The sequence below is a fragment of the Dyadobacter sp. 676 genome (assembly GCF_040448675.1).
GTDB lineage: Bacteria > Bacteroidota > Bacteroidia > Cytophagales > Spirosomataceae > Dyadobacter.
Genome location: NZ_CP159289.1, coordinates 1 through 15,766, shown reverse-complemented (window position 1 = coordinate 15,766; position 15,766 = coordinate 1). Strand labels below are relative to the sequence as shown.

The window sequence follows — 15,766 nt, the reverse complement described above, 5'->3', positions numbered from 1 at the left end:
CTAATTTTAACTGTCACATGAAAAAGAAAAACTACTCAGAGACCCAGATCGTGGCGATCCTCAAACAGTATGAGGGTGGCCGAGAAGCCATGGATGTTTGCCGCGAATACGGCATTTCCAAGGCAACGTTGTTCAATTGGCGCAAAAGATACAGTGGTATGGAAGCTGCGCAATTGAAAGAACTGAAGGCTTTGCAGGATGAAAATCGACGATTGAAGCAGATGTATGCGGAACTAAGCCTGGATTACAAACTTGCAAAGGACATCATCGAAAAAAAGCTGTAGAGCCTTGTCGACAAAAGGAACTTGTGGGGTGGGCTGTTGAAGAAAAAGTATCCGTTGGCAGGGCTTGCCGGGTAGTTGGGTTACATCGATCTAAGTGGTACTACCGTAGCAGAAAAGATGATCAGCCAGTGATTGAAAAATTACGAGCATATGCGGAAGCCTACCCGACAAGAGGCTTTGACGACTACTATGGGAAACTTCGCAATGAGGGTTTAGTGTGGAACCGCAAAAGGGTTCTAAGAGTTTACCGACTGCTAAATTTGAAGCATCGCCGTCGTCACAAACGGCGTTTACCAGCTCGAATCAAGCAGCCCTTACAGGTACCCAGTGAGCCAAACAAGAGTTGGAGCATGGACTTTGTCTCTGATGCGCTGGTGAATAAACGTAAGATCCGAGTGCTGACAATTCTGGATGATTGCAGCAGAGAAGTACTTGCAGCACATGCAGATTTTTCACTTCCTGCTCAGAAAGTAATCGATGTTTTGGAACTAATAGCATTAGTCAGACCATACCCCGAACAAATTCGGGTTGACAATGGGCCTGAATTTCTAGCAGATAAATTCAGGCAATGGTGTGAAGATAAAGGCATCGCAATCCACTATATTCAGCCAGGAAAACCGATGCAAAATGGGTATGTGGAAAGATTGAACCGCACTTATCGCGAGGATGTCTTAGATGCCTATTTATTTGAATCCCTTGAACAGGTTCGTATTTTGTCTGACGAATGGATGGAAGATTACAATCGATTTCATCCGCATCAAGCACTGGCTGGCTTAGCACCGGCAACGTTTGTCAAGAAACTAGAAATGGATAAAGTCTAAACGTGCACTGTCCTCATTAGGGTAAGGCTTCAGATCCATATGCAGGGTATCATCCAGTCAGTGGAAATCGTCAATTTGGATATTATATAAATGGTAGCGGTACATATACGTTTTATGTAAGAGGAGTTGACCGAATAACAACGGGAGTCGAAGAGGTTCTCGGTAAAATTGCGACAGGATACCAAACCGATCCGATACAATTCGTACTTGCAGATGGCCTCTGGGGATCGTTTACTAAAAACATTCGCGACTACGTAAATTCACACGGAGGGAGCGCGGTCCTCAATCAGCCGGTTACTAAACGCCCTAATTGGTATGACGTAGCCGACGTACTAAACGGCACGAAACCTTTGAGTGCCTTGAATTGTCCATGATCGCCACATACCATCCTATGAAGAAGATAATTGTAATAGCATTACTGGTGATTCTTATTGATGCGTTGTTTAACGCCACACTGGCTGCGATAGCCATTATTGAAAATAATTATATATTGCCAGTCCATGAACAAACTCCAATAAAAAATTTCATAGGGGCACTGTTCTTTTATAGCACAATGTATATTCTGTATGCTGTGCCTATATATGTTTTGTTGATTGTGGCCTATATATCTATGCTTAGACTAGTGAAGCCGACAATGTCTAAAAGTATTACTCTGGCAGCAACACTTGCCGTTGGGTGTTACCTTATCTGTGAATATGCGCTGTCAACGGAGTCGTCATTCAACTATTTTTATTTGAAGGCGATTTGGTACGCAATAGCAGGTGCGTTGTTTGGCTGGCTATATTTTCACTATGTTCTAAGCCCCAAAAACAGATAAATGTCCCAAAACGTACCGAGATAGGGTATAAAGCCTATCTCGGTATTGAAGAGTTTATGCTGATCGATAATGTTACACTTAGTGAAAGATTTGCCAATTTACGGATAGTCAGTATAGTTCTGATTACATTTTGGCCGTCCTTATTACTCGATTTTGAATATACGTCAGATGACAACTGGATGTTGCTGAGCAACTCAAACATCTGGAACAAAGACATTTCCTTTGTGCTACGTCAAATATTTACGCGTTTTGAATATGGACAATACTCTCCCTTAAACACGCTGCTCTACCGGTTAGTATTTCAAATTTTTGGCATGAAAAGTGTCTACTTCCATACAATGGGGCTAATTTTTCATATCACAAATTGTCTCCTAACGTACCGGTTAATTTGTATTGTATTGTCTTTGTTTAGCACAAGTTATGGAAATGAAAGTGCCTTGTATGCTGCCATTTTCTTTGCTATTTTACCTGTACATGCAGAAGTTATTTCCTGGATTGCTGCCTCAAAAATTCTTGGCTGTACTTTATTTTCGCTAGTTGCATTAATTTCATTTGGGAAAAACCTTGAAAAATCAAGTGTTTTTAGGAACCTAAGTACTGTCGGATCCTTAGTTGCTGCTTTTGGTTTTAAAGAACAAGCAATCATGGTTCCGCCAATATTAGTTTTACTGGCAGCAATGTATCAAAAGAAGGGACTGTCAATGGCATTGGCTAAACACGGGTACTTGCTAATACTTAGTGTGATGGGGTTGTATTGGTCATATCTTGGTTCTCTTGGCTTAGCCCATGTCTTTCCTAAAAAACTAGCATCGGGGATAATCCATACATTTTGTATGCCGTTACACTGTCTTTATCTATATGTCCAACATGCATTTATTCCTTATAATTTATCCATTAGGTATTCTTCACCATCTTTCCAAGAATGCATGTTTTCATTGGTATTAACTTTAATGCTGGTGATATTTTTCAAGCGATCTTGGCGAATCATCGCAGTCAACCAAGGCGTAGTTTTTGGGCTAGGTTTTTTTTTAATTTCAATATTCTGCTTTTTAAACATAATGCCGCTGCCGAGACCATCTGTTGCAGCAGATAGGTATCTATACTTTTCGTCGGTTGGTTTGACATTTGTAACCGTACCAATTTTTCAATTCCTGCTGAAAAGAAGGTGGGGCTATGCGCTATTAATTATATACATTTCAATAATGATGGTGAACACTTTTGAACGGTGTTTGACGTGGTCATTTGTGTAGCCTCTATCTTTAGGCAGGATTGGATTGGTCAGTCGAAGTTAGCTTCATGATTTTTCATAATTCTTTCAGACACTCAGCCGCTCGACTTTCGGGTTTTGACTATTTTTGAAGAATGAGTTAGGCTGTAAATCCTCCCGCCCCAGCCCAGATTGAGAGTTACACAGTTTATGTGTAACACTCCCAGGCTGTATTTACTAAGGTAACGATTACCGGTGCTTCCTTGCCTTGAGTTGACTTGTGTCTATGCTGCTCTTAAATGTGCAGTACTGTCGATAATTGTTTGTTGCAGTAGGGCCGCATAGGTCGTCTCCGTGGTTTTTATTGATTTGTGCCCCAGTATCCTACTCACGACTTCAATCCGGACCCCGTGGTTTAGTAGATAAGTACCCGCCGTTTTGCGGCCAACGTGTGTGGTCAAGTGCTTGTCTATACCAACTATTTTTGCGATTTCTTTTAACTTGGCGTTCATTTTTTGATTGCTGATAATCGGCAGATTTTCGCCGTAGGTCTCTATAAGCTCGTCGACATATGGCAAAACCGGAATAGTGAACAATGTGCTACTTTTTTCGCGCGCATATTGGATACATCTCACACCACATATTTCACGGATGTGTTTTTTGGGAGAAAAGCGTTTCAGGTCGCAGTAACATAGGCCGGTAAAGCACTGAAGTAGGAAAGCATCGGCAATACGGCGTTGCCCCGCTGTAAGTAAGTCCGTCTTCCGAAGCAGCTCTATTTCCTTTTCTGTAATAAATGTAATTTCGGCTGGTTCAAGCTTTGATTCGGAGAGGTGGGCAAGCGGATTGGCATTCACAAATCCATCCTCGACGGCAGTGTCAATGATCGATTTCAAATAGTTTAAACATCGCACTAGATAATTTTGGGCGTATTGCTTGGTGGATCGACAGTAGAGAACAAACTCTTTCCCAAACGCCAGTCGGACCTGCGCTAGCGAAATATCCTTTCTTTTTTTGTGGTTCAGAAAGCCTCTGACAACTCGGTCGAGGGTAGTATGCACCTTTAATGTGCCTTTGGCGAATCCCGGAGCCCCGACCTGGGCTTTGAACCACTTCAGATGATGATCCAGGCATTGCACCAAAGTTCTGTTCTCCCGCTGCTTTAAATATCTGTTTCTAATATCTTGGGCGGTGACGCCGTCCATCGTTCGCCGCAGCTCGCGATATAGTATCCGGATGTCCTCCTTGATGTCGCATAGGTGCTGGTTGTGGACTTCCAGGGCTTGCTCATTGAACAGCTGGCTTTTTTGCTGCCAGGAAGGATGATAGGGCACATGGGTTGAAAAGTCCGTCGCGACGGTACCCGCTACGCTTATACGGCAATAAATAAATCGTTGGTTGCCGGTCATCTTGAGCCGGAAGTAGATGTGCAAAGGTTTTGTAACGTCATTCATAGTGTCTGTATTAAGAATTGAGTTTGGGTACGATGTAGTTTGCAGAATCCGCAATACCTCGCATCTGACAGACCGAAGTATGATTAGCCTAGAACGGGTTGCAGATTGGAGGGTTGGATCACAATTATTCCCCGGTAGGTAGATGAGTATTCGGGGGGAATGGCAAAAAGAAAGGTCTTCCTCGCTATCGGGGAAGACCTTTGTCGGTACTCAAAAATGAGTTGATACCTTGTTTTGATTACTTTCTTGTGATCCCGCTGGAATCATTTTTATCGCCTAACTGTCTCAAAAACAGCAAACTTTCAGACTGTATTTTCCAGGTTACCGGATAGGTTACCAGATGAAATGCTCGATTTTAAAGAAACTTGACCGATTCCACGTACCAAATTTACAAATTGGAGGCTAGCATGTCAAAGACTGTAAGAATTTTACTGAGATCTCACTGACAATGGCTGCCTTCATCTCTGACCATGTAGTTTTCCAAATCGATTCTTTTGCCAATTACTTTTCGGAAACTAAGGCAGGTTAACTATGCTGTAAATGCATTCCCTTTGATGATTTATCGCACCGGTAAACTTACACTCCCAATACCATCTTCAATATAGTTATCAAAGCCACTAGCCACGGTTGATGAGCTCGAAGCTCCCATTTTTTGAAAAATTCCGGGCCTAGGCAAGGATTTACATCTGTATCAACGCAAAGAAAAATCGTCGATCGGTAATTTGCGATATAAAGTTCTTCCGATAATGCTGCGGACCAGGAAGATGACAAAAATATAGCTAACAGGCTTATTGAACACTGCAACAAAAGTTAACTCCGTCCTCCCACAGGGCGTGCCATACCTTAAGATAAGCGGGATGAAGCGATCTCAGCCACTTCGGTATGCAAAACACTGGCGCGTTGATCTTGATCCTTGTACTGCTTGCGATCATACATTGGGATCGACTGTACGTCATTTGTAGAATAATTTTTAAATTCGACATCGCAAACTACTAAGTTCTCTTTTCATAAGTGGCTATTTTAACACTCCGGGTATTGTCACTTTTGACATTGACAACCATTATCCTTTCAAGGGCCCTCGCTCAGCAGCGCGATGAGAGCCACCTTAGCCGCTTCCACAGCGAGCATTTTACAGTCGGAAACGGCCTTCCCCAAAACAGCGTGTATTCAATCGTACGAGACCAACTGGGCTTTATGTGGCTTTCCACGGAACGTGGTCTGGTTCGCTATGATGGAAAAGAATTTACCGTTTTTGACGATTTCGGCGATACATATACCTCAGGGAGCATCCGTAATATCGGTATTGATCCCCGACCGACTGCGCGTGGCCTCTACGCAATCAACAATGAGCACCGCTTCATCCGAATTTATCAGGGTTCCGCGGTCGCCGATACCTCATTGATTAACGACCTCAGGCAGCTACCCTTCCCATATCCGTCGCAGTATAAAGGGCACCTTTTAGAACGCCTGCCTAAACTTGATGACATTCCCGGTCTGACGCCCTACGTAGCCCCCATGGGACAGGGTCGCTATTTTGTTTACGATCAGAAGACGCTACGCTATTATGATAACAACCAACTAAAAGGGAACTTGGCTTTTCCCAACAAGCACCCCTGGGGTTTCTTCCGCTTAGGCAACAGCCTTTATCACTGGGAAAATGGACGACTTACCCGATTTCGTGCTTCTTCTGAACGATTTAAAAATGAGCCGGCTGTATTCAAAGGCGCGCTGGTCGGTAATCCTTGTTTGAATGATCCTGATGCCTTTGAGCTTTTTTGGAACAATGCGAGCAATCAAACATTTATTCGCTTAAACCAGTCGTTATATTACATTACGGTGGATGAGAACGGAAATCTGGATTCAAAGCTAATCCTGGAAGGCTTCAATTTCTCCAAGGACATTATCAGAGCAGTTTATTATGATCAAAAAGCGGAACGGATTTTCCTTGGCAGCCATATCAATGGGCTATTCATGCTGACCAGGAAGAAATTTGCCACCCATGCCATCCCATTTCCCGACACTGACCAGGTATACTACGGCCAGGCGAGTATGGGAAAGCGAAGCATTTTATCAAGCCAGGGCATTGTCTATGAAATCGATTCTGTTGGCCAAAGAGTCGTCGCACGTCAGATCCCTCTGGTAACAAAAAGCGTGACATGGGACAAAACCAGCATTGTGGTCGATGCGAATGGCGATATCTGGTGCAAAAAACAAAATAGATTAATGCTTATCAGCGCAGGGGGATTGAAAATGAAGGCCTCCTGGAACCTTCCGTCAGAAATCACACAATTATATCATGGCCCGGACGCGACGATTTGGATCGGTACCCTCACAGCTGGCATTTTTCAAATGAAAGCGCCGTTAAAAGCCGGTGACGCTCCTAACCGGTTTATCGGTCCATTATCCGAGGTTTCATGGATACAGCAAGCTGCCGATTTTTTGTGGATTGGGACAGTGGATGGTCTTCTGCGCGTGGAAAAGGCTACTGGTAAGGTTATCAGGATAAAGGGTTTAAATGGCATTTATGTTAGAAGCCTGCATATTTCCACCGACGGATCAGAAGTCTGGGTCACTACCTATAAAAATGGATTTTTCCTATTGAAAAATTCGAAATTAACCCGGTTTCCACTCGACCGGAAGGGATACCTGGCCAATACGCATTGCATAGTAGAAGACCTTAACGGGTTCTTCTGGATACCGACTAATCACGGGCTTTTTCAGGTGCTTAAAAATGATCTCTTAAGTTATGCCCGCCATGGTAGCCGGATATACTATCACCTCTATTCCAAGGAGGACGGCTTTAACAGTGACGAATTTAACGGTAGGTGCGAGCCGTGTGCGGTGAGACTTGGCACCGGTCATGTGTCCCTTCCCTCGATGGATGGTCTGGTTTGGTATAAACCGGAAACCATTGCGGCAGAAGTCCCTGACCGGCCGGTCATCATCAACAGCATCCAGGTTGATCGGCATATCCAGCCAGCCGGGCAGGCAGTGTCTTTTTCCCAAAACCAAAAGGAGCTTCGCATAGAGTTGCTTACACCATTTTTCGGAAACCAGAACAATTTGGAATTTTCATACGCGTTGCGCGAGAAAGGTTCGTTCCCGGCAGAAGCGGATTGGTTGCCTATAGAGGTGGTGTCAGGGAACAAGGCCCTAATCACTATCTTGACGTTAGGTAAAGGCAATTACACGCTGTTTGTCAGAAAAATGAACGGTTTTGGTCGGCAAAGCTTCTCATATAAAGCCATCGATATTTCCGTACCGCCTTTTTGGTACCAAACTTGGTGGTTCTATTCACTAGCGAGCATCCTCTTGATTGCCGCCGCTGCTGGACTAGGCAGGTACCGTATCAACCGCGTGCGAAGAGTGAACCTTGCGTTGGAAAAACAAGTCAATGTACGAACCGCTCAACTGCAGACAACGCTCAGGGATCTACAAAAATCGCAGGACAGAATAGTCAGTCAGATGCGCTTACAGTCGCGCTTAATGGCTTCCATTGCGCACGATGTCCGCTCGCCATTAAGGGCGGTAATTGCGGTGGCGGGCGAACAGCAAAAGATGATCGACAAGGGGCAACATAAAATGGCTTCCAGTGTCAGCAAAGACATTGAAGAGTCGATAAAGCAAGTTAAAGCGTCATTGGAAGAAATGCTTGCCTACGCAAAATTCCGCATTTATGACCATGAACCGCGGACAGAGGTTGTCAACCTAAACCAGCTCATTGACGAAACAATGCAACTTTATGGGAATAATACACGCATCTATCCCAACACCTTTGTAAATCAGGTCCCCTTGGACATCTGCGTGACAACGAACGTGCCACTCTTGAAAATCATTGTCCATAACCTGATCGATAATGCCAACAAGTTTACCGACAATGGTGTAATCAAAGCCTATGTACTATCTCAACCCGACTCGCTACGACTGTTTATCGAAGACAACGGACGCGGCATTTCCCAAGAGCTGGTCACGTGGTTTGACAGGGAGGATCGAAGCGAAAAAGAGGAGCCGCCCACAGGGATCGGCCTAGTGATGGTCAAAGAGCTTAGCGCCGAGCGTAGTCAAAAGTATCCGGATCGAGCGGCTGTACCCTGGGACGCGCCTCACGCTGACTTTTTATAACCAGTAACCATATTCGTCTCATCATTGGCAAATACAGCGTTCAGCGTAGGCGCGTAGGCGGTCGGCAGCACTTTCCAAATTATTCGGCGGCACTACTGCAGACCGTTCTTGGTGGCTGTTTTCCATCGCATCTTTTGCCCGATGCTTTTCGGGGCGCTACTGCTGGCCGTGCATTGGTTCAACCAGCGCACGGCCAGCAATTCTTTTTATCCAACCAAATTACACTTGATATGGACTGCACGCAAATTGCCCTTGCCGATATTGACCTTAACCCGTTAAACTCCTGAAATATCGCGTTGGTGGCAAAGGCAGCATTGCGCGCCTGCTTCAGGTTATTTCTCGCTTGACCCAGGCCCGGATCAATTACCGGTTAATCTTACTTTGTCAATTTGCAAAAGAGACTTCTTTGAGCATTCGCAGGAGCCGCTTTGCGTCGCATATTGCATTATAATGCAGCGCAAAAGATGGTTTGAAATAAATTGTCGTCGGTTTTGGTTCAGGTAACTTCTGAACTCCGGCATTAATTGTAACTGGGTGTGTCACGCATTCCGACATATTTGGCTTAAAATTATCTATTTCAAGTCCTTTAAAGACTCAATCCTATAAACTTTTACAGTAAAAATTTGTAGTATTTATTCGATAAATTTTGTCTTGACATCTCGTTCTTCTTCATTTCAAATCTCGACAAATGGTCTGGTGGTAGCTTCTTACATTTGCTTCAGCGAAATAGTTGTACAACTTCACCGGAAAATTATCGGCATTCGGCATCTGAATAAGCTGATATGGTTTACCAGCTTCCCGCAGTCAGGATCCACTTGCGGAGACTCGATTACATAATAGCGTTTGCATTGGTTGAACAGGTCAAAATAACCTGGATGGGACAGTTATGTCTCAAATCAATGGAGGCAATTCTTCAAATCATATCTAATAACGCCTATGAAAAAACAAGAGGTTGATTTCAATGCGGTTTTTATTTTTCACAAACGAGATTGAATTATGCAAAAAGACTTACAATTAAAAGGCCCAATACCGCAAAAATGCGGACACCACAGGACAATGCATCGACCGGTCAAACATCTGCTGGCAATGGGGCTGGCATTCTGCTTGTTTTTGCTTACACAATCCAGGCTTCACGCGCAGGAAGTTGGCCTTCAATGGGCCGACGGCTTGCTGACCGGGCAAACCTGTAGTCCCACCGGAGTCGCGACCGACGCTAACAAAAACGTCTATGTGACTGGCTATTTTACCGGCACGGTCGATTTCAATCCAGCGGCAGCCGCAGCCAATCTTACGTCACTAGGGGGTAGTGATATTTTCGTCGCCAAGTATGACCAGTTTGGCAGGTATTTATGGGCCAAACGTATCGGAGCCGCCGACGAAGAACGTGGCTATGAACTGGTAGCCGACGCTGCCGGAAATGTCTATGTAACCGGCTTTTTCAGTGGCACAGTAGATTTTGACCCCAATGCAGGGGTAAGCAACCTGACAACCACGGGAGGTGCCGCCGGCCAGGATCCGTATCTTTTAAAGCTGAACACAAGCGGGAATTTTGTTTGGGCCAGAAGAATGGGGGTTGGAGGCTTTGCATGGGGTTTGTCCTTTGACCCGGCAGGTAACATCATCGTAGGGGGGATATATGGGTGCTGGAACAGGCACATTCGGCTCCTTCTCTGTTACTTCCGCAGGCGGGTTTGATGGTTTTGTTACGAAAATCAATACTGCGGGCACATTCCTATGGGTAAGAAGAGTCGGCGGGACGGGCGGCGATATGATTCACGCTGTGGGTACGGATCCTGCTGGCAACATTTATATTGCCGGGCGTTCAGGTGGCAATACTACCGGGATTGGCAATTTTGCAGCTGGCGCCTTTGTAGCCAAATTAAATAGCAACGGTGTCCTGACATGGTCGAACGTTCTCAGCGGGACAGGCGAGTTCAGAAGCATCCTGGTCAATCCGGCCGGGGATGCCTATGCCGGATATTACGGTGGAGGTGGTACTGTCATGAACCTGATGAAAGTAAACGCTAATGGAACACGCGCCTGGACGAAGGCACTTGGCACTGGAGTGGGGGAAATGGCCCTGGCAGCCAACGATGACGTCTATATATCGGGGGTTTATGAGGGAAGCATCGCGATGGGCGGCACTACACTGACCTCCAGAGGCTCCGACGATGTCTATATTGCCAGAATGACGCCTGCGGGCGACTTTGTTTGGGCGAAGTCTGTGGGAGGTGCCGGCGGAGAATTTACGTTCCGGATGACCGCCGATCTCAGCGGCGAAATCATTGTCAGCGGCACTTTCCAGCAGACCAGTGATTTTGACCCGAACGCATGCGTCTATAACCTGACCACGACCGGCACCAGCGGTTTTGTCATCAAGCTCAGCGAAAAGCCCTTTCCGGATGGCTTTGCGGTTTCTGAAAGCACCCTTACGCCCATGACACAGGACGCTTGCAGCCTGGGTATCCCGCAGGTAATCGAGGGTAATGCAGTCGGCGTGACTGCGCCTTCCGGCTTTACGGCCACCATCAGTTACCAGTGGCAAAAGGCAACCAGCTCCGCCGGCCCCTGGGAAGATATGCCCGGGGAGGTATTCAAGGATTTGCAGCCGCTTTCTTCCAGCGAAACCCTGTACTACCGGCGTCTGGTGTTTGCCAAAAACTTTTTTTGTGAACTGGATTCGGTCGGCGCCTCACAAGTGGCCACCGTAAACATCGGTGCGAATACCGCCCCGATCGCCAATGCCGACGGTCCGCAATGGTTTGTGTGCGGCACCGGTAGCAACACCGTTGCACTGAACGGATCGGCCACAGGAGGGACTGGCCCCTACACCTATCAATGGTATGCCGGCAGCACATCCGGCGCCGTGGTGGGCAGCGTCGCCAACTTTACGACCCCGGCTGTAACGCAGGCAACAACCTATACACTGCAGGTCACCGACGCAGCCGGCTGTAAAGATATTGATCAGGTAACCGTCGTACCGGCCATCGCTAATGCCGGGCCGGACCGCTCCATGTGCCAGGGCGCCGGTGGGGTGCAGATCGGCGCGCCTCCTGTTTCGAGCCCTTCCGTTACTTACAGCTGGACACGGGTTTCCGGCGGTGCTATTTCTACATTGAGCTGTACCACCTGCGCCCAGCCGATTGCCAACCCGACCGTGGCAACTGTGTACCGATTGACCGTTACCGTCCGCCAAAAAAGCGGCGCAACCTGTACGACCACGGATGACGTAACCGTCGCCCCGGTGAATGCCCCTAATAGCACATTGGCATTCGCAGGCACCGACAAAAACATATGTAAAAATACGTCGGTCACTTTGGGCGGTACTGCCGACAACACATTTGCATACACCTGGACGCCGGGCCAATATCTGTCCGCTTCACAAGGGGCAAACCCCGTATTCAATGCAGGTACGGCAGCCGTTGACGGAGGGTCGATCAACTACACGGTGTCGGCTGTGAAAAGCGGCTGTACTTTTACCGACGAGGTAAAAGTGTCGGTCCTTAATTCTGCGATCACTGATCAAAATGAAACTATTTGCGGGCCTGCATGGAGCAGGCATTCCGGCGAAGAGAATGCAGCGGGAGCTACCTACACATGGAGCGTCGTGTCGGGCAGCGGCACGGTATTGCAAACGGCCAATTCCGGTAAGGATGCCTACCTGAAAAGCAACAGCGGCGTGACAAGGTTCCGCCGTACGGTAACCTTAAACGGCGTTTCATGTACGGCAGATGTGCTGGTCCAGGCTTGCGCCGGCCAGGCTTGTGATTTTGAAATTGTGACACTCTCTCCACAGGCGTGCCCGAAGGTATTCGGCGCTGCTGGCTTGCAACTTGGGACTACCCTTGCAGATGCGGCTAATTACAATTTCTCGTGGAGCCCTGCCAATCTGGTGGACAATTACCGGGCTGCTTCGGTTAATATCACTTCTACTTCACAGGCGACCATCACCGTAACGGTTACCAACAAGTACGATGCCTCCATTACTTGCAGCGAGTCGATCGTTATTAACCCGCCAAGCTGGTCATTGCCTGCTTTTCCAACGCAGGATAAGAACACATGTCCAAACACAGCCATTCAAATTGGCAATGCGCCTGTTGCCGGCTTTACTTATTTGTGGCAACCAGCAGCAGGTCTAAGCAGCGCAACCGTCTCCAATCCGACGGCAACGGTTGCCGGCACAACCCAATTTAATGTAGCCGTTACGGAAACTGCCACCGGTTGTACCAATCAGGCTTCGGTAACAGTTAACGTTTCGGCCCCTGTGGCTGACGCGGGTAACGACCGTGCCGTATGTAACGGGGCCACCGTTACGTTGGGGAGCCCCGCGCCCGAAGGTACAAGCTGGACCTATTCATGGGAGCCTTCCAACGCGGCCTGGACCAATGGTACCGGCCCGACCGATGCCCAACCACAGGTCCAGTTTGCCGCTGCGAGCCCTCAGAGCTTTATCCTGACGGTCACCGATCCGTTATCGAACTGCGTGGCCAAAGACACCGTCGTGCTTCGTAATACAATTAATGCGGGTGAGTATGCTGGCCCAGCGGTAACCACCTGTCAGGGAGAGCCGGTCCAGCTGGGACGTGAAGCGGAGCCTTTCGCCCAGTACGAATGGTTTATGGCCGATGGCGTAACGCCGGCCACCGGTTTGAGCAGCAATACAGTCGCCAACCCGACCGTACTTGATCCGATAGCCACAACAACCTATACCGTCAAAGTCAGCTATCCGGGATGTACGACGCCGGCCAGCGACCAGGTGACCGTGACGGTTAACCAGGTGACCGGCCTTGAACTGGCCGACAAGAACGTCTGCCCTGCCGGACCGATCGCGATCGGCTACGGAGCCGCAGGCAACCCGGCCGCGCCGGCAGGGGCGACCTATCTTTGGGCACCGGCTACCGGTTTGAGTAGCACCACTGCCGCTAACCCCACAGCCACCGTCACCAGTGAAACCACCTACACGGTCACTGTTACCCTTCCAAGTGGGTGCGTGTTTACCGACGAAGTGACAGTTCGCCGGACCGCGGATGCAGGCTCTGACGCGACCCTTTGCCCCGGAGAGTCGACCGTGATCGGTACCCCGGCGATAGCTGGCGCGACCTATTCATGGTCGGGAGCCGGCATAGTAGGCCCGGCCAATGTAGCACAGCCAACCGTGCGCCCCACCGCAACAACGACTTATACCGTCAGCGTAACCTTGAACGGCTGTACCACCACCGACCAGGTAGTTGTGGTAGTCAACAACCCTGCCAACTTCTCCATCACCGGTAACACGGCGATTTGCGAAGGGGGCCTGGCGACACTGTCGCTGGTGGGGGCCCCTGCGGCGAATACGACCTGGCAATGGAGCCCGCTGACCGGCGTGGCAAGCCCTAACAGCACATCCACTACTGTGGCAGCTACTTCAACACAGACCTACCGCCTGACGCAAACTAACCTGACAACCGGTTGTAGCAATTACAAGGAAGTGGTGGTCGTGGTAAACCCCAACACCATTGCAGCGACCGCCGGTGATGTAGCCCTTTGCGAAGGCGCTTCGGCCACTTTGCCGTTGAATGTAACCTCTTCGGGCAGCTATTCATACGCATGGAGCCCGTCGACTGGCCTGTCTAACGCCTTTGTTGCCAATCCGACAGTGACCACCAATTCCCCCCGCACTTATACGGTGACTGTAACCGACAATGCGAGCCAATGCCAGCTGGTCAGATCCGTCGATGTGACGATCAATGCGCCTGAGGCCTGCTTTGCCCCGGTTTCTTTGTCGGGTAATGTCTTCCATGATGCCAATGGATTGAAAGATGTCACCGTCAACACTACCTCACCGGACCCGATACCTACGGGCCTGTATGTAACACTGGTGGATTCCACTGGTGCGCCGGTTAAAACTGTGGCTGTAAATGCGAACGGTTCCTATGATTTTGGCATAACTGCTCCGGGAACTTACAGCATCGTGCTGCACCAGACAGCGGCTGGCTCAACCACGCCTTCGCTTCCGGGAGGCTGGCTGAACATGGGTGAAAACCTGGGCGCAGGCGCGGGCAGCGATGACGCTGTGAGCGGTATTCTCACCAACGTACAAGTCCTGAATGTGGATGTGACCAATGCCAACTTCGGTATCGAAGTCGCACCTTCGGCCGATCCCTACCACCGCATCATCGACCAGCCGACCGTTGGCCAGATTACCAACCTGAGTGGCAGCTTGCCCGAGCTGACCGGGGCCGACCCCGAAGACCAGCCGGTTTCCGGTTCACTGAGCGGTAAAACCGTGGTCATTACTGTGCTTCCGACCAATACCACCCTGCTCTACGACGGCCAGCCGGTGATGGCGGGTGTGGAAATCCGCAGTTTCGATCCGCTGAAATTGCAGGTGCAGTTTACCCAGGAAACAATCGGCGATATCAGCACTTCATTTGAGTATGCCTGGGTGGATGCGGCCGGCGTACAAGGCACACCAGCGATTTACAGCCTGGAATGGGGTGACCCGATGCCGGTGACGCTGGTAAGCTTCGAAGCACGCGTCCAGGAAGGCCAAACCGCGCTGGTCTGGACGACGACCGAAGAAACGAATTCCGACCGTTTCGAGATCGAGCACAGCACCAATGGCAAGGCCTGGACGAAAGTGGGCACGGTACTGGCCAAAGGTGAAAGCAACGTGAAAGTAAGCTACACATTCAAGCATTCGCAGCCGGTGAACGGGGAGAACCTGTACCGCCTGAAAATGATCGATGCCGATGAAACCTTCGCGTATAGCGCTGTCCGAAGCGTTCGCCTGGACGTGCATTCCGAGCTCACGGCTTACCCGAACCCGGTAAGCGACAGGCTGATGATCCGCAATTATCAGCAGATCAAACAAGTTGTTTTACATAACGCTGCGGGTGTAAAGATCTACCAGAGCCAGAAACTGCCTTCCGAAGGCATCGATGTTTCGAAGCTGCAACAAGGTACTTACACCATTACCATGACCCTGTTCGACGGCACTATTAGCACACACAAAGTGGCCGTGATCAGGTAATACCAGATCCGAATCCGGGCAGTAGCTTACTGCCCGGATTTTTACCACT

At 48.7% G+C, this 15,766-nt stretch carries 8 protein-coding genes; 7 read left to right on the top strand and 1 reads right to left on the bottom strand.

Going from position 1 to position 15,766, the window contains the following annotated elements:
* Window positions 1–17 precede the first annotated feature (17 nt).
* The 4 genes from ABV298_RS00040 (at window position 18) to ABV298_RS00025 (ending at window position 3,172) form a co-directional block, all read left to right on the top strand.
* A complete protein-coding gene (locus ABV298_RS00040) occupies window positions 18–284 on the top strand; it encodes a transposase (RefSeq protein ID WP_353718688.1) in 267 nt (88 codons plus the stop codon).
* Window positions 212–1,105 (top strand): IS3 family transposase, encoded by an 894-nt coding sequence (locus ABV298_RS00035; protein WP_353723163.1) that lies wholly within the window; start codon window positions 212–214, stop codon window positions 1,103–1,105. Before ABV298_RS00040 ends, ABV298_RS00035 begins: the two co-directional genes overlap by 73 nt.
* Before the next feature lie 391 nt (window positions 1,106–1,496).
* Window positions 1,497–1,922 (top strand): hypothetical protein, encoded by a 426-nt coding sequence (locus ABV298_RS00030; RefSeq protein ID WP_353720164.1) that lies wholly within the window; start codon window positions 1,497–1,499, stop codon window positions 1,920–1,922.
* Window positions 1,923–2,320: 398 nt separating this feature from the next.
* The gene (locus tag ABV298_RS00025) at window positions 2,321–3,172 is read left to right on the top strand and encodes a hypothetical protein (protein WP_353720163.1); all 852 of its coding nucleotides are present in this window, start codon (window positions 2,321–2,323) and stop codon (window positions 3,170–3,172) included.
* 241 nt (window positions 3,173–3,413) lie between these two features.
* Here ABV298_RS00025 and ABV298_RS00020 read toward each other — a convergent pair whose 3' ends face one another.
* Window positions 3,414–4,583, bottom strand: a complete 1,170-nt coding sequence (locus tag ABV298_RS00020; protein WP_353720162.1) for a tyrosine-type recombinase/integrase — start codon at window positions 4,581–4,583, stop codon at window positions 3,414–3,416.
* A gap of 1,035 nt (window positions 4,584–5,618) precedes the next feature.
* On the opposite strand from ABV298_RS00020, the gene ABV298_RS00015 reads away from it, so the two are divergent.
* The 3 genes from ABV298_RS00015 to ABV298_RS00005 all read left to right on the top strand — a co-directional run bounded on the left by ABV298_RS00015 (window position 5,619) and on the right by ABV298_RS00005 (window position 15,717).
* A complete protein-coding gene (locus ABV298_RS00015; RefSeq protein ID WP_353720161.1) occupies window positions 5,619–8,705 on the top strand; it encodes an ATP-binding protein in 3,087 nt (1,028 codons plus the stop codon).
* Window positions 8,706–9,761: 1,056 nt separating this feature from the next.
* Window positions 9,762–10,400 (top strand): hypothetical protein, encoded by a 639-nt coding sequence (locus tag ABV298_RS00010; protein ID WP_353720160.1) that lies wholly within the window; start codon window positions 9,762–9,764, stop codon window positions 10,398–10,400.
* On the top strand, window positions 10,342–15,717 hold the full coding sequence (locus ABV298_RS00005) for a T9SS type A sorting domain-containing protein (RefSeq protein WP_353720159.1): 5,376 nt from the start codon (window positions 10,342–10,344) through the stop codon (window positions 15,715–15,717). The genes ABV298_RS00010 and ABV298_RS00005 overlap by 59 nt, the downstream gene beginning before the upstream one ends.
* Window positions 15,718–15,766: the final 49 nt, after the last annotated feature.

What these genes read in the sequence shown, in the direction of transcription:
- ABV298_RS00040 (WP_353718688.1), top strand. Translation starts at nt 18, where the DNA reads ATGAAAAAGAAAAACTACTCAGAGACCCAGATCGTGGCGATCCTCAAA.
- ABV298_RS00030 (WP_353720164.1), top strand. Translation starts at nt 1,497, where the DNA reads ATGAAGAAGATAATTGTAATAGCATTACTGGTGATTCTTATTGATGCG.
- ABV298_RS00020 (WP_353720162.1), bottom strand. Translation starts at nt 4,583, where the DNA reads ATGAATGACGTTACAAAACCTTTGCACATCTACTTCCGGCTCAAGATG.
- ABV298_RS00010 (WP_353720160.1), top strand. Translation starts at nt 9,762, where the DNA reads ATGCATCGACCGGTCAAACATCTGCTGGCAATGGGGCTGGCATTCTGC.
- ABV298_RS00005 (WP_353720159.1), top strand. Translation starts at nt 10,342, where the DNA reads ATGGGTGCTGGAACAGGCACATTCGGCTCCTTCTCTGTTACTTCCGCA.